The organism is Streptomyces sp. NPDC104313 (assembly GCF_055583985.1).
Genome location: NZ_JBVJMW010000014.1, coordinates 157563 through 174016 on the forward strand (window position 1 = coordinate 157563; position 16454 = coordinate 174016).

Annotated in this window: 17 protein-coding genes and 2 pseudogenes; 11 read left to right on the forward strand and 8 right to left on the reverse strand. The window is 70.5% G+C overall.

The features are described from left to right. Positions 1-3: 3 nt before the first annotated feature. A complete protein-coding gene (locus tag ACZ60Q_RS28435) occupies positions 4-696 on the reverse strand; it encodes a response regulator transcription factor (protein ID WP_469640203.1) in 693 nt (230 codons plus the stop codon). 466 nt (positions 697-1162) lie between these two features. On the opposite strand from ACZ60Q_RS28435, the gene ACZ60Q_RS28440 reads away from it, so the two are divergent. The 9 genes from ACZ60Q_RS28440 (at position 1163) to ACZ60Q_RS28480 (ending at position 8705) form a co-directional block, all read left to right on the forward strand. After that, positions 1163-1948: an amino acid ABC transporter ATP-binding protein gene (locus ACZ60Q_RS28440; RefSeq protein ID WP_026291196.1), complete on the forward strand. Its 786-nt coding sequence runs from the start codon at positions 1163-1165 to the stop codon at positions 1946-1948. 32 nt (positions 1949-1980) lie between these two features. Next, positions 1981-2904: a glutamate ABC transporter substrate-binding protein gene (locus tag ACZ60Q_RS28445; protein WP_469640205.1), complete on the forward strand. Its 924-nt coding sequence runs from the start codon at positions 1981-1983 to the stop codon at positions 2902-2904. A 191-nt stretch (positions 2905-3095) separates the two neighbouring features. Next, complete coding sequence (locus ACZ60Q_RS28450) at positions 3096-3743, forward strand: amino acid ABC transporter permease (RefSeq protein ID WP_469640207.1); 648 nt, start codon at positions 3096-3098, stop codon at positions 3741-3743. Further along, complete coding sequence (locus tag ACZ60Q_RS28455) at positions 3740-4681, forward strand: amino acid ABC transporter permease (protein ID WP_469640209.1); 942 nt, start codon at positions 3740-3742, stop codon at positions 4679-4681. The genes ACZ60Q_RS28450 and ACZ60Q_RS28455 overlap by 4 nt, the downstream gene beginning before the upstream one ends. A 176-nt stretch (positions 4682-4857) precedes the next feature. Continuing rightward, complete coding sequence (locus ACZ60Q_RS28460; RefSeq protein ID WP_469640211.1) at positions 4858-6561, forward strand: FAD-dependent monooxygenase; 1704 nt, start codon at positions 4858-4860, stop codon at positions 6559-6561. Between the two features lie 40 nt (positions 6562-6601). Next, positions 6602-6688, forward strand: a complete 87-nt coding sequence (locus ACZ60Q_RS28465) for a putative leader peptide (RefSeq protein WP_311605579.1) — start codon at positions 6602-6604, stop codon at positions 6686-6688. A 74-nt stretch (positions 6689-6762) separates the two neighbouring features. After that, the gene (locus ACZ60Q_RS28470) at positions 6763-7344 is read left to right on the forward strand and encodes a cupin domain-containing protein (RefSeq protein ID WP_469640213.1); all 582 of its coding nucleotides are present in this window, start codon (positions 6763-6765) and stop codon (positions 7342-7344) included. Further along, positions 7341-7781 carry a rhodanese-like domain-containing protein gene (locus ACZ60Q_RS28475; protein ID WP_469640215.1) on the forward strand — a complete coding sequence of 147 codons (441 nt, stop codon included), beginning with the start codon at positions 7341-7343 and terminating at the stop codon, positions 7779-7781. Before ACZ60Q_RS28470 ends, ACZ60Q_RS28475 begins: the two co-directional genes overlap by 4 nt. Before the next feature lie 219 nt (positions 7782-8000). Continuing rightward, complete coding sequence (locus ACZ60Q_RS28480; RefSeq protein WP_469640217.1) at positions 8001-8705, forward strand: DUF6197 family protein; 705 nt, start codon at positions 8001-8003, stop codon at positions 8703-8705. 82 nt (positions 8706-8787) lie between these two features. Here the strand turns inward: ACZ60Q_RS28480 and recX are convergent, their stop codons facing one another. Both recX and recA read right to left on the reverse strand, forming a co-directional pair. Next, on the reverse strand, positions 8788-9516 hold the full coding sequence (gene recX / locus ACZ60Q_RS28485) for a recombination regulator RecX (RefSeq protein WP_469640219.1): 729 nt from the start codon (positions 9514-9516) through the stop codon (positions 8788-8790). Positions 9517-9519: 3 nt separating this feature from the next. Then, positions 9520-10656: a recombinase RecA gene (recA, locus tag ACZ60Q_RS28490; protein WP_469640221.1), complete on the reverse strand. Its 1137-nt coding sequence runs from the start codon at positions 10654-10656 to the stop codon at positions 9520-9522. Positions 10657-10912: 256 nt separating this feature from the next. Here recA and ACZ60Q_RS28495 point away from each other — a divergent pair. Beyond that, a pseudogene (locus ACZ60Q_RS28495) lies at positions 10913-11541 on the forward strand (short-chain dehydrogenase); the annotation flags it as partial. 20 nt (positions 11542-11561) lie between these two features. Here the strand turns inward: ACZ60Q_RS28495 and ACZ60Q_RS28500 are convergent. Next, positions 11562-12728, reverse strand: a complete 1167-nt coding sequence (locus ACZ60Q_RS28500; protein WP_469640269.1) for an AI-2E family transporter — start codon at positions 12726-12728, stop codon at positions 11562-11564. Positions 12729-13028: 300 nt separating this feature from the next. Continuing rightward, positions 13029-13223 carry a DUF3046 domain-containing protein gene (locus ACZ60Q_RS28505; protein WP_469640223.1) on the reverse strand — a complete coding sequence of 65 codons (195 nt, stop codon included), beginning with the start codon at positions 13221-13223 and terminating at the stop codon, positions 13029-13031. Between the two features lie 79 nt (positions 13224-13302). Here ACZ60Q_RS28505 and ACZ60Q_RS28510 point away from each other — a divergent pair, with 79 nt between their 5' ends. Next, a complete protein-coding gene (locus tag ACZ60Q_RS28510; protein WP_469640225.1) occupies positions 13303-14217 on the forward strand; it encodes a hypothetical protein in 915 nt (304 codons plus the stop codon). 61 nt (positions 14218-14278) lie between these two features. Here the strand turns inward: ACZ60Q_RS28510 and ACZ60Q_RS28515 are convergent, their stop codons facing one another. From ACZ60Q_RS28515 to ACZ60Q_RS28525, 3 genes and pseudogenes are all read right to left on the reverse strand, one after another. Next, a complete protein-coding gene (locus ACZ60Q_RS28515; protein WP_398066037.1) occupies positions 14279-14584 on the reverse strand; it encodes an AzlD domain-containing protein in 306 nt (101 codons plus the stop codon). After that, positions 14581-15405, reverse strand: coding sequence for an AzlC family ABC transporter permease (locus ACZ60Q_RS28520; protein ID WP_469640227.1), 825 nt, complete (start codon positions 15403-15405; stop codon positions 14581-14583). Before ACZ60Q_RS28520 ends, ACZ60Q_RS28515 begins: the two co-directional genes overlap by 4 nt. 117 nt (positions 15406-15522) lie before the next feature. Then, positions 15523-16370 (reverse strand): annotated as a pseudogene (locus tag ACZ60Q_RS28525) (AraC family transcriptional regulator). Positions 16371-16454 lie beyond the last annotated feature (84 nt).

Consider the following 16454-nt stretch of genomic DNA (forward strand, 5'->3'; position numbering starts at 1 on the left):
CGGTTACGCGGACGGCGCGACGAGCCGGTAGCCGACGCCCCGCACGGTCTCGATCAGGGCGGGCAGCCGCAGCTTGGAGCGGAGGGAGGCCACGTGGACCTCCAGGGTGCGCCCGGTGCCCTCCCAGCTGGTACGCCAGACCTCGCTGATGATCTGCTCGCGGCGGAAGACGACACCGGGGCGCTGGGCGAGGAGGGCCAGCAGGTCGAACTCCTTGCGGGTGAGCTGGACCTCGACCCCGTCGACGCTGACCCGGCGGGTCGGCAGCTCGATGGCGACCGGCCCGAGGCGCAGGGCGACGAGGGGGGGCGGCGCGGTGTCCTCGCCGCTGGAGGTGCGCCGGGCGACCGCGTGGATACGGGCGAGCAGCTCGCCGGTGTCGTACGGCTTGGTGACGTAGTCGTCGGCGCCGAGGTTGAGTCCATGGATGCGCGAACGTACGTCCGCGCGGGCGGTAACCATGATCACAGGGGTCGCGGTGCGTTTGCGGATCTTCCCGCACACCTCGTAGCCGTCCTGGTCGGGCAGGCCGAGGTCGAGGAGGATCACCCCGAAGGGCTCCTTCTCGGCGGGCAGCAGCGCGCGCAGGGCCTCCTCACCGCTACGGGCGTGCACGACCTGGAATCCGTGCCGGGCGAGCACGGCGGACAGGGCCGCCGCGACATGGTCGTCGTCCTCGACGAGCAGCAGTCTCATGGCCCTCCTCTCCGTGTCTCCCCGGGGCCGTGCGGCTCCTCGGGCCTCCGTGCTTCCCCGGGGGCCGAGCGGCTCCTCGGGCTCGTTCGCTTCACCGTCCCGTCCGCGCCACCGTCGCTCGGCGTCACCGGGTAAGGCCCCGACATTAACCCGCGCTTCATTCGCGCGAGCCACCGAGAGCCACCGAGGGCCCCCGATGAGACTTCCCGTTCTGCGGTGCTTCACGTCTGCCTCGTTCAAAGCATCCACGCCGATGAACGGCACAACCGTCAAGAGTCTGCCGGTTACAGCAGGGTTTCTGTTATGCACCCGGTACACCCCCGGGGCAGCGCGTGGCGTCCAGTTCACACGGTGTGTCCGGTTGCCGCCGGATCGTTATGCTCAATTTCCGCTCAGATGTAATGACGTTGGTAGCACTGCGTCATTAGTGTCCTTGTTCAACCGAGGAGGACGGAGCAAGAAGCCGATGAGCGGAGTTTCAGTGACCAAGGACGCCGAGGATGCCGCGCCCGCGGCGAACGACCTGGTCGTACTGAGCAACGTCAACAAGCACTTCGGCGCGCTGCATGTGCTCCAGGACATCGACCTGACCATCGCCCGTGGCGAGGTCGTGGTCGTCATCGGGCCTTCCGGGTCCGGCAAGTCCACGCTGTGCCGCACGATCAACCGCTTGGAGACGGTCGATTCGGGAGCGATCTCGATCGACGGCAAGCCCCTGCCCCAGGAGGGCAAGGAGCTGGCCAGGCTGCGTGCCGACGTGGGCATGGTCTTCCAGTCGTTCAATCTCTTCGCACACAAGACGGTGCTGGAGAACGTCATGCTGGGCCAGGTGAAGGTCCGCAAGGCCGACAAGAAGGCGGCGGAGGAGAAGGCCCGGACCCTGCTCGACCGGGTGGGCGTCGGCGTACAGGCCGACAAGTACCCGGCGCAGCTCTCCGGTGGCCAGCAGCAACGCGTCGCGATCGCACGGGCGTTGGCGATGGACCCGAAGGTCATGCTCTTCGACGAGCCCACGTCGGCGCTCGATCCGGAGATGATCAACGAGGTCCTGGAGGTCATGCAGCAGCTGGCCCGGGACGGTATGACGATGATCGTCGTCACCCACGAGATGGGCTTCGCCCGTTCCGCCGCCAACCGCGTCGTGTTCATGGCCGACGGGAAGATCGTCGAAGAGGCGACCCCCGACCAGTTCTTCAGCAATCCGCGCAGCGACCGGGCCAAGGACTTCCTGTCGAAGATCCTTCACCACTGACGACAACGACCTACGACCTAAGGATTGCTCACATGAAGCTCCGTCAGTCCGCCGCCGTCGCGGCCATCGCCGTCCTCGCCCTGACCGCGACCGCCTGCGGCGGCAAGGAGGGCTCCGCCGGTGACAAGCCGGGCGGCACGAAGCCCGGTTCCTCCGAGGCCCCCGCGCTGCCCACGTACACCGTGGCCAAGGACGTCACGCTGGACTCCCCGGTCTTCAAGAAGGCCAAGGAGCGCGGCAAGCTGATCCTCGGCGCCAAGGCCGACCAGCCGTACCTCGGCTTCGAGGACCAGTCGACCAAGGAGCGCTCGGGCTTCGATATCGAGATCGCCAAGATGGTCGCGGCCGACCTCGGCTTCTCCGACAAGCAGATCGAGTGGAAGACCGTCGACTCCGGTGTCCGTGAGACGGCCATCTCCAAGGGCCAGGTCGACTACTACGTCGGCACCTACACGATCAACGACGAGCGCAAGAAGCAGGTCGGCTTCGCCGGGCCGTACTACAAGGCCGGCGCGGACCTCCTGGTGCGCGCGGACGAGAAGACGATCACCGGCAAGGACTCGGTGAAGGGCAAGAAGGTCTGCTCGATCGTCGGCTCCACCCCGCTCCAGGAGATCAAGAAGCCCGAGTACGGCGCGAGCGTCGTCGAGCTGGCCAAGTACTCCGACTGCGTGCAGCAGCTGCTGACCAAGCAGGTCGACGCCGTCACCACGGACGACTCGATCCTCAAGGGCTACGCGGCCGCCAACTCCGGCAAGCTCAAGGTCGTCGGCGACCCGTTCACCGACGAGCCCTACGGCGTCGGCCTGAACAAGGACGACAAGGTGCTCCGCGAGGCCATCAGCAAGTCGCTGGAGGACCGCGTCAAGGACGGCACGTACAAGAAGATCTACGAGGCCACGCTGGGTCTGTCCGGTTCGGACTACGTCGAGCCGCCGGCCATCGAGCGCTACTGACGCCGTCGGCCGTCGTCCCGCGGGCTCCGGCTCGCCGTCCGACGGCCGGCATCCCGTCATCCGTCACGACGCCCCGCGAGTGACCCAGGCGTCCCGTACGCCACCGCCGTCCCGGCTTCCCCGGGGACGGCGGGCGTACGGGGCGCCCCTTCCCCTGCCCTGATGCCGCTGACCGCCGACGCGGAGACCTCATGAACGTACTGCTCGACAATTTCCCAGAGTTCCGCGACGGCTTCATAGGAACCGTGTCGATCACCGCCGTCAGCTCGGTTATCGCCCTGGTCCTCGGTGTGGTCATCGCCGGATTCCGGGTCTCGCCGGTGCCGCCGCTGCGGTACTTCGGCACCGCCTGGGTGACGCTGATGCGCAACACCCCGCTGACACTGCTCTTCCTGATCTTCTTCTTCGTCGTGCCCGAGATCCTCTTCCCGGGGATGAGCCCGTTCGTGCTCGGCTCGCTGGCGCTCGGCTTCTACACCTCCTCGTTCGTGTGCGAGGCGGTCCGCTCAGGCATCAACACCGTGCCGCTGGGACAGGCCGAGGCCGCCCGCTCCATCGGCATGACCTTCGCCCAGACGCTGCAGATCGTGGTGCTCCCCCAGGCGACCCGGACCGTGATCCCGCCGCTGAGCAGCATCTTCATCGCGCTGACGAAGAACTCCGCGATCGCCGGCGCCTTCAGCGTCGCCGAGCTGTTCGGCTGGCAGAAGCTGATGAGTGACAAGGGCTACGACATCGTCCCCGTCTTCATCTGGGTGGCCATCGGCTTCCTGATCGTCACGTTTACCATCAGCGGCCTCTTCCGGCTGCTGGAGCGTCGCATGGAGGTCGCCCGATGAGCGCCAGCGTTCTCTACGACACCCCGGGCCCCAAGGCCGTCGTCCGCAACCGGATCTACGCGGTCGTCGGCAGCCTCGCCATCGCGGCGCTGATCGGCATCAGCATCATGCGGCTCGCGGACAAGGGGCATCTCGCCCCCGCGATGTGGGACATCTTCAACTACACGGGCATCCGGCAGAACATCGCCGACGCCCTGATCGCCACGCTCAAGGCGTTCGGTCTCGCCGCGATCGGCTCGCTGGTCCTCGGCGTGGTCCTGGTGGTGGGCAGGCTCTCCGACCACAAGCCGGTCCGCTGGGCGGCGACCACCTTCATCGAGCTGTTCCGCTCGCTCCCGCTGCTGATCACCATCTACGCCATCTGGGTCGGCTTCCTCACCGACTACTCGATGTGGGCGCTGGCGGCGGGTCTGTCCGTCTACAACGGCTGCGTCCAGGCCGAGGTGCTGCGGGCCGGCATCAACTCGGTTCCCAAGGGCCAGAGCGAGGCGGCGTACGCGCTCGGCATGAGCAAGACGCAGGTGATGGTCAGCGTCCTGATGCCGCAGGCCGTTCGGTCCATGCTGCCGACGATCATCGGCCAGCTCGTGGTGACCCTCAAGGACACCTCGCTCGGCTTCATCATCCTGTACCCGGAGCTGCTCCAGACCGCGCGTCTGATCGCCTCCAACACCCAGGTGAACGGCCAGTACCCGTACGTCTCGACGATCGTCGTCATCGGCACCCTCTACATCGCGATGTGTCTGCTGCTCTCGGCGCTGGCGACGTGGATCGAGAAGCGCGGCCGCCGCGCCAGGACCGGCATCAAGGTGGCGCCCGGCGCCCCGGCCGCCGGCATCCCCGCGGTGGAGGCCGTTCCCGGTCCGGACGCGGGGGGCGCAGGGGGCGCAGGCCCGACGGCCGACGGTGCCGGTGGGACCGGTGTGACGAAGGGCTGACCGTCCCGGGCCCTTCCCGGCCCTGACGAGCAGGAGCATTCGAGGCAGCGGCGCACGCGTCGCTGCCTCGGTCACTTGACGCAAGCACCACCAGTGGGTTGCATACGTTCTGTGATCACGCACCCGGCTTCCTATGCCACGTTCCGCATGACCGTACGGGCCGGAGGGTACGAGCCGTGGACCCGGTGATCGTCGTCGGCGCCGGGCCCGTCGGCCTGACGCTGTCGCTGGCCCTCGCCGCCCAGGGCGTCCCCTCGGTCGTTCTCGACGAGGGCCCCGGCACGGAGGAGCCCCGTCCCGCCCGCACGGTCGTGCTGCGCGAGGACACCGCCGACCTGGTGGGCCGCCTCGGCTGCCGGGAGCTGGACCGGGTCGGGCTGCGCTGGGCCGGGTGGCGTTCGATGCGCCGCAAGCAACTGGTCCGGAACGTGCCGCTGAGCGGGGGGCGCGGCGACGAGGACGGGGCCCCGCTCACCGGACTCCTTCCCGCGCCGCTCCACCTTCCGCAGCACGAGCTGAGCGCCGCCCTGCGTGCGGCGGCGGACAAGGCGCCGCTGGTCCAGCGGGTGCCGATGAGCCGGATCGACACCCTGGAGCAGGACCCCGACGGCATCACGGTGCACACGAGGGAGCCGGGCTCGACCTGGTGGCGCGGGAGTTATCTGGTCGGCTGCGACGGCGCCCGGTCGACCGTGCGCAAGCTGCTGGACATCCGCTTCCCCGGTCGTACGGCGGTGGAGCGGCATGCCGTCGCCGCGCTCCGAGCCGAACTGCCCTGGCCCGACGAGGCCGTTCTGCACCGGCAGCCGCCCTGGCGTACCGGGGGCGCCGAGGTCTCCGCCCGGCCGCTGCCGGACGGCGTCTGGAGGCTGGACTGGCTGCTGCCGCCGCGTGGCGAACTGGTCACTCCCGAAGCTCTGATCACCCGTATCCGGGACACCCTGGCCGGCTGGTGCGGCGAGACCCCGGCGTACGAACTGCTGGACACCGGGGTCCACACGCTCCACCACCGGCTCGCCCGGCGCTGGCGCAAGCAGCGCGCCTTCCTGGCGGGGGACGCGGCGCACCTGCTGGGCGCGGTGGGCACGCAGGGACTGGACGAGGGCATCCGGGACGCCGAGAACCTGGCCTGGAAGCTGGCCCACGCCTGGCACCACGGCCCGGCCGAGCAGCTGCTCGACAGCTACCAGGCGGAGCGCCGGGCAGCGGTGGCCGCACGGCTGCGCGCCGCCGACCAGTCGCTGCCGATACTGCGCGGCGGAGGCGGCCTTCGGACCCTGGTCCCGGGTGCCGCACGCGGTCACGACACCCTGCTCGCCGACGGCCATCTGGGCTGCGGAGCACTGGGTGCGCCCCCTTCGTACTCACACTCCCCCCTTTCGCCGCCGCACACCGAGGCGCACACCGTTGTCGGTACGCCCCCCGGTGCGCCGGTCGCCGACGTGACGGTGACAGCGCCGGACGGAACGACGGCGCGTCTGCGGGAGCGGCTCGGGCAGGGCCATCCGCTGGTGATCCTGGTCGCGCCGGGGACCGGGGTCTGGGACCGGCGACACTGGCAGACCGCGGGCGTCATGCCCGGCCTCACGGACGCCGTGGCAGCGCTCCCCGGGTCGACGGAGCTGCTGGTCACCGAGAGCTACCCGGGGGCATCGGCCCACACGGTCCTGCTGGTCAGGCCGGACGGGCATCTGGTGACGGCCTTCGGCGGCGTACGGCCCGCGGAGCTGTTCACCGCGGCACAGGCCGCTCTGGGCGGTGCGCCTGGCGAGGCGCGGGAGCCCGTGGAGCCGGGCGACGGCGGGGACGAACGGGGTGCGGGGCACGAGCAGCGGTCCCGGGACCGGGTCCACGCCGACGGGACCTCAGGGCTCCACTGATCGATTGACCGTCACGGGCGCGCGTGGTGTACTCCAGATCATGACCGACACCGATGTGCGCCTGTGGCGGAGGGTCCATATGGACCTCGTCCGTTACGCGGGCTGCGTGTGTCGCCCGTCCTGCTGAATCGCCTCCCTCCGCCGGTGCGTGCCGCTTTCCGCACGGCCCGGAACCCCGCGCGAACTCTCAGGACGGTCCTCGTGTCTTCCGCTCGCTCCGCCGTGCCCACGGCTGCCGCTGTTCCTTCCCCTTCCGCCCCTGTGACCGGGGGCTCCGCAACCTCTTCCGCCGCACCGACGGTCGCGGAGCTGATGGACTTCGTCCGCGGCGCCGCCCAGGACGAGGCTCTCATCGCCTCGCTCCCCCTGGATCCGGAGGGCCGCACCTGGATCCGGCTCGACGGACCGGGCGGCAGCGAGGCGTGGCTGATCGGCTGGCCGCCCGGCACCGGCACGGGCTGGCACGATCACGCCGACTCGTTCGGCGCGTTCACCACCGCGGCCGGTGCCCTCAAGGAACACTCGCTGGCCGTACGACTGCCCACCGACGGCTGGAAGACGCTGGAGCTGACGGACGGGGTGGACCGGTCGAGGAAGCTGGCCACCGGCCAGGGCAGGGCCTTCGGGCAGAACCACGTCCATGAGGTCCTCAACGAGTCCGAGGTCGCACACGCCATCTCCGTCCACGCCTACTACCCGCCCCTGGCGCGGATCCGCCGGTTCAGCCGCATCGGTGCGGTGCTCCGCCTGGAGCAGACCGAACGCCCGGAGGACTGGCAGTGAGCGAGGACCGGAACACGAACCGGTACGAGACCGTACCGGACGCCCCACCGCCTGTGGGCATCGACGAACTACTGGAACGGGCCAGGGCCGGCTACGACCGGATCGGCCCGCCCGAGGCCGCCGCGGCGACGGAGGCCGGGGCCCTCCTGGTGGACATCCGGTACGCGGCGCTCCGCGACCGGGACGGGCTGATCCCGGGCGCGCTGGTCGTCGAACGCAACGAACTGGAATGGCGGCTCGACCCCCGGGGCAGCCACCGCGCCGCCGAAGCGGTCGGCCACGACCTCCAGATCGTCGTCATCTGCAACGAGGGATACGCCTCCAGCCTCGCGGTCGTCTCGCTGCGGCAGCTGGGGCTGCACCGGGCCACCGACCTGATCGGCGGCTTCCAGGCGTGGCGCGCCGCGGGACTTCCGGTCGCCTCCACCTCCACCTGACACCCGGGAACTGACCCGGTATCTGACGCCTGCCACCCGAGCTCGGGTGGCAGGCGTCAGGTATCAGGCGTCAGATATCAGGTATCAGGCGTTAGGTATCAGGCGTCAGATCCGTTCGGATGTCACACACCCGAACGCCACGTTCCACTGGAGCAACCGCCGTGCGTGACCGACATTCGCCTCACATAGAGGACCGAAATGTACGGAGATGGCGCATTCATGACGACTGTTCTCCTCACCCCCGACCAGCTCGACGGCCAGGCTTCCCGGCTGCACGACACCCAGGCCTGGCAGCAGATCGTCACGGGCTGGGAGCGCACAGCCCCCGAGCTCCCCGGGCCCGTGCTCCCCGGGCCCGAGCTCCCCGGGCCCGAGCCCACTCCGGCGGAGCCGGCGTGGGCACGGCTCGTGGAACCCACCCAACCTGCGGAACCCGTGCCCGCAGGGCCCTTCGACTGGCGGACCCTGCTGTCCGTGCCCGTGGACCGGCTCGTCGACGACTCCCTGCGGGCACTGCCCGCCGCACCCCCGCACGAGCGCCCACTGCCCGGACGGCTGGGCGCGATGCTGCCCGACCGCGTTCACCTATGGCGGCGGTTCGGGCAGGGCGACCTGCGCCCGTCGACCCACCTCGGCTACGCACGGCAGATCCTGGCCGAGTGGGGCTGGCAGAACACCCCGTACCGGCTGCGCAACGCCCGTGGCGCACGCTGCGTCTGCGGTGCCCTGATCTCCGCGCACCGCCTCGGCTACGGCTCCCTGGACACCGTGGACCGGGCCGGCGCCTGGCTGATCACGGAGCTGCGCGCGCAGGGCTGGCCCGGACTGATCGGCTCCTGGAACCGGCACCCCGGCCGCACCGCAGCGAACGCCCTGGCCCTCGTCGACGCCGCCATCCGCCGTGCGTCCCTGGCCGGACAGTGACCATGGGCCGCTGACCGTCGGACGTTGACCGCTGGCACTTGGCACCTGGCACCTGGCCGCCGGTATCTCCGGGCCCGGGACTTCAGAAGGGCTCGTCCAGACCTTCCGTCTCCTCGCCCTCCTCCTCCAGCGCCTGCCGCACCACCCGCAGGGCCATACCCTCCCCGTATCCCTTGCGTGCGAGCATCCCCGCCAGGCGGCGCAGCCGCTTGTCCCGATCCAGGCCCCGCGTGGAGCGGAGCTTGCGGGCCACGAGCTCGCGCGCCGTCTCCTCCTCCTGCCCCGGGTCGAGCTGACCGACCGCCTCGTCGATCACGGTGGAGTCCACACCTTTCGTCCGCAGCTCACGGACGAGGGCACGGCGCGCGAGCCCCCGACCGTGGTGCCGGGACTCCACCCATGCCCCGGCGAACGCCGCGTCGTCGATCAGCCCGACGTCCTCGAAGCGCGCGAGCACTTCCTCGGCCGCCTCGTCCGGGATCTCCCGCTTGCGCAGGGCGTCCGCGAGCTGTTTGCGCGTTCGCGGCGTCCCGGTGAGCAGCCGCAGACAGATGTTGCGCGCCTGCTCGACCGGGTCACGCGGCTCCCCCTTCTCGGCCCTCGACGAGGAAGGGGAGCCGCTGCTTCTGGTGCCGGAGCGGGCGCGGCGGCCCGCCCCCTCGCCGAATCCGCCCCCGGCTCCCGCTCCACCGCGTGTGCGGCGCCCGGGCCGCGCCCCGGCATCCTCCTCCGGCTCTGCGGGCCCGTAACCGGGTTCGGGGTCGCCGCCTGGCTCGGCAAGACCGCCCGGCCACTCCGTACGACGTGTCACGGCCTAGCTCTTGGCCGCCACGGTCTTGGCCGGCTTGGCCTTGGCCGCCGCAGTGGTCGCCGGCTTCGCCGCCCCGTCGGCCGCAGGTGCCGCAGCCGCTGTCGCGGCGGCGTCCGCGGCAGGCTCGCCCGTAGCGGCGTCCGGACGAACACCGATACCCAGCTTCTCCAGGATCTTCCTCTCGATCTCGTTGGCGAGGTCGGGGTTGTCCTTGAGGAAGTTGCGGGCGTTCTCCTTGCCCTGGCCGAGCTGATCGCCCTCGTACGTGTACCAGGCGCCGGCCTTGCGGACGAAGCCGTGGTCCACACCCATGTCGATCAGACCGCCCTCGCGGCTGATGCCCTGGCCGTAGAGGATGTCGAACTCCGCCTGCTTGAACGGCGGGGCGACCTTGTTCTTGACGACCTTGACGCGGGTGCGGTTGCCGACGGCGTCGGTGCCGTCCTTGAGCGTCTCGATCCGGCGGATGTCGAGGCGCACCGAGGCGTAGAACTTCAGCGCCCGGCCACCGGTGGTGGTCTCCGGGGAGCCGAACATCACACCGATCTTCTCGCGGAGCTGGTTGATGAAGATCGCGGTGGTCTTGGACTGGTTGAGCGCACTGGTGATCTTGCGGAGGGCCTGGCTCATCAGACGGGCCTGGAGACCCACGTGCGAGTCGCCCATCTCACCCTCGATCTCCGCGCGGGGCACCAGAGCGGCCACGGAGTCGATGACGATCAGGTCCAGGGCGCCGGAGCGCACCAGCATGTCGACGATCTCCAGCGCCTGCTCACCGTTGTCCGGCTGGGACAGGATGAGGTTGTCGATGTCGACGCCGAGCTTCTTCGCGTACTCCGGGTCCAGCGCGTGCTCGGCGTCGATGAACGCCACCGAGCCGCCGAGCTTCTGCGCGTTCGCCACCGCGTGCAACGTCAGAGTCGTCTTACCGGAGGACTCCGGTCCGTACACCTCCACCACACGGCCGCGCGGCAGACCGCCGACGCCGAGGGCGACGTCGAGAGCGGTCGATCCCGTGGGGATGACCTCGATGGGCTCGTTCGGCCGCTCGCCCAGGCGCATCACCGCGCCCTTGCCGAATTGCCGTTCAATCTGTGCGAGTGCGGCGTCCAGCGCCTTCTCGCGGTCGTTACCTGCCATGGGTTCCACCCGATTTGCTTGAGTCGATCGCTTCACGTCTCAGACGCTAACCCCTGCCACTGACAATGGGCCTCGACGTCCTCCCGACCTGTGGACAACTCCACGGCCGGGCCCGGGAAAGCCCGGCCGGAATTCCATCAGAATGGATGTTCGATTTCCATGTCAAGCGCACCACGCGACCCCGCGGCTACCCCTGACCGAACGCAGCCGAGCCTGCACTCCTGAGCCTATCGCCCCGTTTTCAATCGATATGGCAGTGATTGCGGGGGACATCTGGGGCGCCGAGATCGAGGGGGACAAGCCGGTGTGGGGGCGTCGCTCGGCACCGGGCTGCGCACCCTGCGGCCGGCCGTCGATACCCACGCCATCACCAGTCACTTCGCACTGCCGCTGCTGATCGAGACACCGGGCGGCCTGGTCGTCGAAAGACCGACGGGACGGACGAGCACAACGCGTCCCATTACCGCGTCTCGTTCTTCTACGACCTGGCCAAGGCCGCGGTGAACCGGATGGCCCTCGCCCTCGGCCATGAACTCGCCCCGCACCACGCGACCGCCGTGGAGCTCACCCGGGCCGGCTCCGGTCCGAAGCCATGCTCCAGGCCCACGGAGTGACGGGGACCACCTGGCGGGACGCCGTCGCGCACACGCCCCACTTCGCGATCTCCGAGTCCCCCGCGTACGTCGGCCGCGCTGTGTCCGCCCTCACCGGCGACCCGAGGTGGCCCGCTGGAACGGCAGGTCGCTCTCCAGCCGTCAGCTCGCCCAGGTGTACGGCCTCACCGATGCGGACGGGAGCCGGCCCGACGCCTGGCGGTATCTGACCGAGGTCCAGGACCCGGGCCTGCCTGCCTGCCTGCCTGCCGATGTGACGGGCTACCGCTGAGGCCGCCCCGCCGTGTCCGGCTACCGCTGAGGCGGCCCGTCCGGCGTACCCTCCGCGCCCCCGCGTCCGGCGAGCCGGGAGCCCTTCACCAGACGGCGTATCCGTGACGGCAACGGCCTCCCGGGCGCGCGGCTGCTCCCCCCGTGCACGCGTGGGTCGTCGGTGACGTCGTACCGCTTCACATAGGCGCCGAGGAACGCCTGGAGCGTGGCGACGGCGGGAATGGCGACCAGCGCGCCGACCGCGCCGAGCAGGGCCGTGCCGACGATGACCGATCCGAAGGCGACCGCGGGGTGGATGTCGACGGTCTTCGCGGTCAGCTTGGGCTGGAGCACGTAGTTCTCGAACTGTTGGTAGATCACGACGAACCCGAGCACCCACAGCGCGTACCAGGGGTTGACCGTGAAGGCGATCAGCATGGGCAGGGCACCCGCGAGGTACGTGCCGATGGTGGGGATGAACTGCGAGACGAGTCCGACCCAGACGGCGAGTGCCGGGGCGTAGGGCACCCCGAGAATCACCAGCAGGACGTAGTGCGCGACGCCGGAGATCAACGCCATCAGACCGCGCGAGTAGATGTATCCGCCGGTCTTGTCGACCGCGATCTCCCAGGCGCGCAGCACCTCGGCCTGCCGGGCCGGCGGCAGGACGGAGCACAGGGCGCGGCGGAGCCGGGGACCGTCGGCCGCGAAGTAGAAGGAGAACAGGAAGATCGTCAACAGCCGGAACAGTCCGCCGATGACCGTGGTGGAGACGTCGAGCACTCCGGTGGCGCTGTTCTGGACGTACTTCTGCAGCCAGTCGGAGTGCAGCAGGCTGTCCTGGACCTCGACCCGGGAGAGTTCGGTGCGGAAGGTCTGGTTGACCCAGTTGATCACCGAGTCGATGTACTTGGGGAACTCGTCGACCATGTCGACGATCTGGCCCGCGAGCATCGACCCCAGCAGCACCACGAATCCGACGCCGAAGATCATCACTCCGAGGAAGACGAGGAACGTGGCCAGCCCTCGGCGCATGCCGCGACCCGCCATCCGGCCGACCGCGGGCTCGATGGCGAGCGCCAGGAAGAACGCGATCAGCACGTTCGTCAGCAACCCGATGAGCTGATGGAAAGCCCAACTGCCGAGCTGGAAGCAGGCGTAGAGCGCCAGGGCCAGCACCATCGCACGCGGCAGCCAGCCGGGCATGCGGACCCCACCGGCACCGGAGGCCGGCGCCGGTGGCGCGGCCGGCGGGGCGGGCGGGGCGGGCGGGGATGCGGACGGCTGGGCCGGGGCGGTCTCGTCTGTCGATGACACGGGACAAGTCTGGCCTATGCCGCCGGCCACCGGTCCCCCGCCCCGAGTCGACCGTTCCGGTCCCGTTCCCGCCCGGAACGGGGTTCAGTCACGCTCGGCTCTTGTCCACCGGCCGTGCACGGAGTTCAGCGCCCGTCCGCCGGAATGCGCGGGGACTTCAGGGCTCGTCCGCCGGAACGTATACAGGCATCAGCGCCTGTCGGCCGGGACGCCCATGGCCGTGCAGACCCCGCGCCAGACGTCTTTGGCGTCCCAGCCCGCGTCCAGGGCCTGGTGCACCGTACGGCCGCCGAGTTCGGCCATCACATGGTCACGGGCGAAGGAGTCCGCGTAGGCCGCACCGAAGTGGTCGGCCATCCGCTCCCAGAAAATCGTCAACCGCATGCCACCAGTATCCCGCTCCTGAGAGTGCAGCAGGTCCGCCGGGCACCTGCCGGGCACCTTTCCCCTCTACGGTCGGTTCATGGCTCAAACCGGAGCAAACACCCTCGCCCGCGCCGAGCAGTTCATCTGGCTCACGGCCCGTGTCCTCGAACAGCGGAGGTTCACCCATGGCTTCCTGAGCGGAGATCCCGCCACCGTCGAGACGGCCCTCTCCGCCTATCTGAACGAGGACGGCGGCTACGGTCACGCGCTGGAACCCGATCTCCGGGGGCCGGTCAGCCAGCCGTTGCACACCGCCCACGCGCTGAGCGTTCTTGATTCGATCGGCCGCTGCGACGGACAGCGCGTCGAACGGATCTGCCGCTATCTGACCGATGTGTCGACCAAAGAAGGTGCCTTGCCCGCTCTGCTCCCCACGCAGCGCGGCTATCCCGCGGCACCGTTCATCCCGATCGTGGACAACCCGCCGGCGGAGCTGCTGGCGACCGGCCCGGTCGTCGGGCTGCTGCACGGCAATCAGGTATGGCACGCCTGGCTGTTCCGGGCGACGGACTTCTGCTGGAGTGCCGTAGAGGCTCTGGAGCAGTCCCATCCCTACGAGGTCGAGGCCGCGGTCGCCTTCCTCGACGGCGCCCCCGACCGGGCCCGCGCCGAGGCGGCGGCCGACCGGCTCGGCCGTCTGGTGCGCGAACAACGCCTCGCGGTGCTCGATCCCTCCCGGCGGGCGGAGTACCCGGTGGCGGCGGGCTACGCGCCGAACGAGCACCACTTCCCGCACGACTACGCCCGTACGCCCGGGTCCCTGGCCAGACGCTGGTTCACGGACGAGGAGCTGGAGCGTTCGCTCAACCACCTGGCCGCCGAGCAGCAGGATGACGGCGGATGGCCCGTGAACTGGCGTCAGTGGGCGCCGGGAACCGCGCTGGAAGGGCGCCCCCTGGTGACGCTCAGAGCCTTGGGGACGCTCCGCTCGTACGGTCGCCCACTGGGCTGACCACGTATCGGGCGCGGTGGACGGGCTCCTCCTCGCCCCGCCTCCCGGATGCTCGGCTCGCTCAGGCCAGCGCGCGCACGCCCGCCGTGACCAGAACGCCCGCGCCGACGACGACCAGGAAAGGAGCGCGAAGGATCAGGGCGAGTGCCGCCGCTCCGAGACCGGCGGCGCGGGCGTCGAGGACGAGCTGCTGACCGTCGCCGAAGGTCTGCTGCGCGGTGAGCGCCGCCAGCAGCGCCACGGGCAGCAGGGCGGCCATCCGCTGGACGAGCGGTCGCTCCAGCACGCCCGCGGGCACCAGCAGGCCCAGGAGTTTGGCGAGGTAGCAGCCCGCCACGGTCAGTCCGATGGCGATCCAGACGTTCATGAGCGCCGCTCACCCTTCTTCCGCTGTGTCGCCGAGCCGTCCGCGGCGTTCCCGGTGGCCGGTCCCCGCTTCGTCCGTCCCATGAGGAAGAGGCCGACGGGCGCCGCGAGCGCCGCCAGCAGGACGGGCACGCCCGCCGGCAGAACGGGCAGCAGCGTCAGGGCCGGCAGGACGGCCAGCCCCGCCGTGACGCGTTCGGTGGTGCTCTTGAGCATCGGCGCGAGCAACGCGAGGAACACCGCGGGGCTCGCCGCGTCCAGGCCCCACACGTCGGTGTCGCCCAGCGCCTCGGCGCCCAGGGCGCCCACCAGGGTGGTCAGGTTCCACAGCACGTACAGGGTGAGTCCGGTGACCGTGAAGCCGATGCGTGCGGCCCGCCGAGTGGGCTGCGGCAGGGTGACCGCGGTCGTCTCGTCGATGACCCAGTGGGCGGCGAACGGCCGTACCGCGCGGGGAAGGGCGAGCAGTTGGGAGAGGCGCAGACCGTAGAACGCGTTCCGGACGCCCAGGAAGAACGCCCCGGCCGCGGCGGTGTAGGGGTTGCCGCCCGCGGCCAGCGCGCCGACCAGGGCGAACTGGGAGGCGCCGGTGAAGACGAGAAGACTCAGGACGCAGGTCTGCAACAGGCTGAGTCCGGAGCCCGCGGAGGTGACGCCGAAGGCGAAGCCGGAGAGGCCGACGGCGATACCGACGCCGAGCGCGTCCCGGACGACGGCCGCGTCCGGCTTGTCCGGTCGGGCCTCGGCCGCCGGGCCGGGCGGCCCGGAGGACATGGCACCGGTCGGGCCGGTGCTCTCTGGGAGTGCTGTCTGTTCTGCCACGCCCGGAACGCTACGGGGATCGTTCGGTCCTGGTCTTGTACGTTCTTGCACACTCGCCGGTACGTTCTGCGCACTCACCGGCGCCTACCGCACCATCACCGGTACGTTCTCGCGTCCTCACCGGCCGGGCCTCGGCCCGCCGCGCTCGCGCTGGTAGGCGCCGGGCGGCACACCCACGATCCGGGTGAAGTGGCGATTGAGGTGCGGCTGATCCGTGAAGCCGACGGCGGTCGCGGCCTCGGCGGGAGCGACACCGGCGTCGAGCATACGGCGGGCCCTGCGCACCCGGGCGTCGGTGAGCCAGGTGTGGGGCGGCGTCCCGTACTCCTTCTTGAAGGCTCTCAGCAGCGCGAACGGACCGTGCCCAGCTCGGCGGCGAGCGTCTCCAGCGTGGGCGGGGCGGCCATCCGCTCCTCCAGCGCGACCCGGGCGCGCACGGCGTTCCGCGCACCCCCGGTGTGCGCGGCCAGTCCGGGCAGCGGGCTGCCGTGCCGATTGAGGAGCCGGGTGACCAGGACCCGCAGCAGGCTGTCGGCCGCCAGCGCGTTGCCCTCCTCCGCCGCCCGGTGCACCTCGGTGATCAGGCGGGAGGCGTGGGGGTCGGTCACCCGGGTCTCGGCGAAGCCGACCGTGCCGCGCAGGGACGTCACCTCGGCCGCGATACCGTTGACGACCTGTGCCGACGGGTAGAGCGTGGCGTACGCCCAGCCCTCGGGCGCCCCGGAGCGGGCGGTGTGCGGCACTTCCGGGTTGATCATGACGACGGTTCCGGGGACCGCGTGGACCGTGCCGCCCGGCAGCCCCACGTCCTCCACGCCGCCGGTGACCGCGCCGAAGACATAGCCCTCGTGGCTGTGCCGGGGGAAGGTGTGGCGGACGTACCGGGCCCGCAGCAGATCAAGGTCGGGCAGCGCGGCGTACCGCCAGTGCCGTGCCCATTCCTCCGTGCCGTCCGCTCCCGTCATCGGGCCATTCTCGCAGGTCCCGGTCGTGCGCAACCGGCTGAGCGGGCCGCCGCCAGCGGTGTCACCGGCCCGTTGTCAGTGCCG

What these genes read in the sequence shown, in the direction of transcription:
- ACZ60Q_RS28435 (WP_469640203.1), bottom strand. Translation starts at nt 696, where the DNA reads ATGAGACTGCTGCTCGTCGAGGACGACGACCATGTCGCGGCGGCCCTG.
- ACZ60Q_RS28440 (WP_026291196.1), top strand. Translation starts at nt 1,163, where the DNA reads ATGAGCGGAGTTTCAGTGACCAAGGACGCCGAGGATGCCGCGCCCGCG.
- ACZ60Q_RS28445 (WP_469640205.1), top strand. Translation starts at nt 1,981, where the DNA reads ATGAAGCTCCGTCAGTCCGCCGCCGTCGCGGCCATCGCCGTCCTCGCC.
- ACZ60Q_RS28450 (WP_469640207.1), top strand. Translation starts at nt 3,096, where the DNA reads ATGAACGTACTGCTCGACAATTTCCCAGAGTTCCGCGACGGCTTCATA.
- ACZ60Q_RS28455 (WP_469640209.1), top strand. Translation starts at nt 3,740, where the DNA reads ATGAGCGCCAGCGTTCTCTACGACACCCCGGGCCCCAAGGCCGTCGTC.
- ACZ60Q_RS28465 (WP_311605579.1), top strand. Translation starts at nt 6,602, where the DNA reads ATGACCGACACCGATGTGCGCCTGTGGCGGAGGGTCCATATGGACCTC.
- ACZ60Q_RS28480 (WP_469640217.1), top strand. Translation starts at nt 8,001, where the DNA reads ATGACGACTGTTCTCCTCACCCCCGACCAGCTCGACGGCCAGGCTTCC.
- recA (WP_469640221.1), bottom strand. Translation starts at nt 10,656, where the DNA reads ATGGCAGGTAACGACCGCGAGAAGGCGCTGGACGCCGCACTCGCACAG.
- ACZ60Q_RS28500 (WP_469640269.1), bottom strand. Translation starts at nt 12,728, where the DNA reads ATGCCCGGCTGGCTGCCGCGTGCGATGGTGCTGGCCCTGGCGCTCTAC.
- ACZ60Q_RS28505 (WP_469640223.1), bottom strand. Translation starts at nt 13,223, where the DNA reads ATGCGGTTGACGATTTTCTGGGAGCGGATGGCCGACCACTTCGGTGCG.
- ACZ60Q_RS28510 (WP_469640225.1), top strand. Translation starts at nt 13,303, where the DNA reads ATGGCTCAAACCGGAGCAAACACCCTCGCCCGCGCCGAGCAGTTCATC.
- ACZ60Q_RS28515 (WP_398066037.1), bottom strand. Translation starts at nt 14,584, where the DNA reads ATGAACGTCTGGATCGCCATCGGACTGACCGTGGCGGGCTGCTACCTC.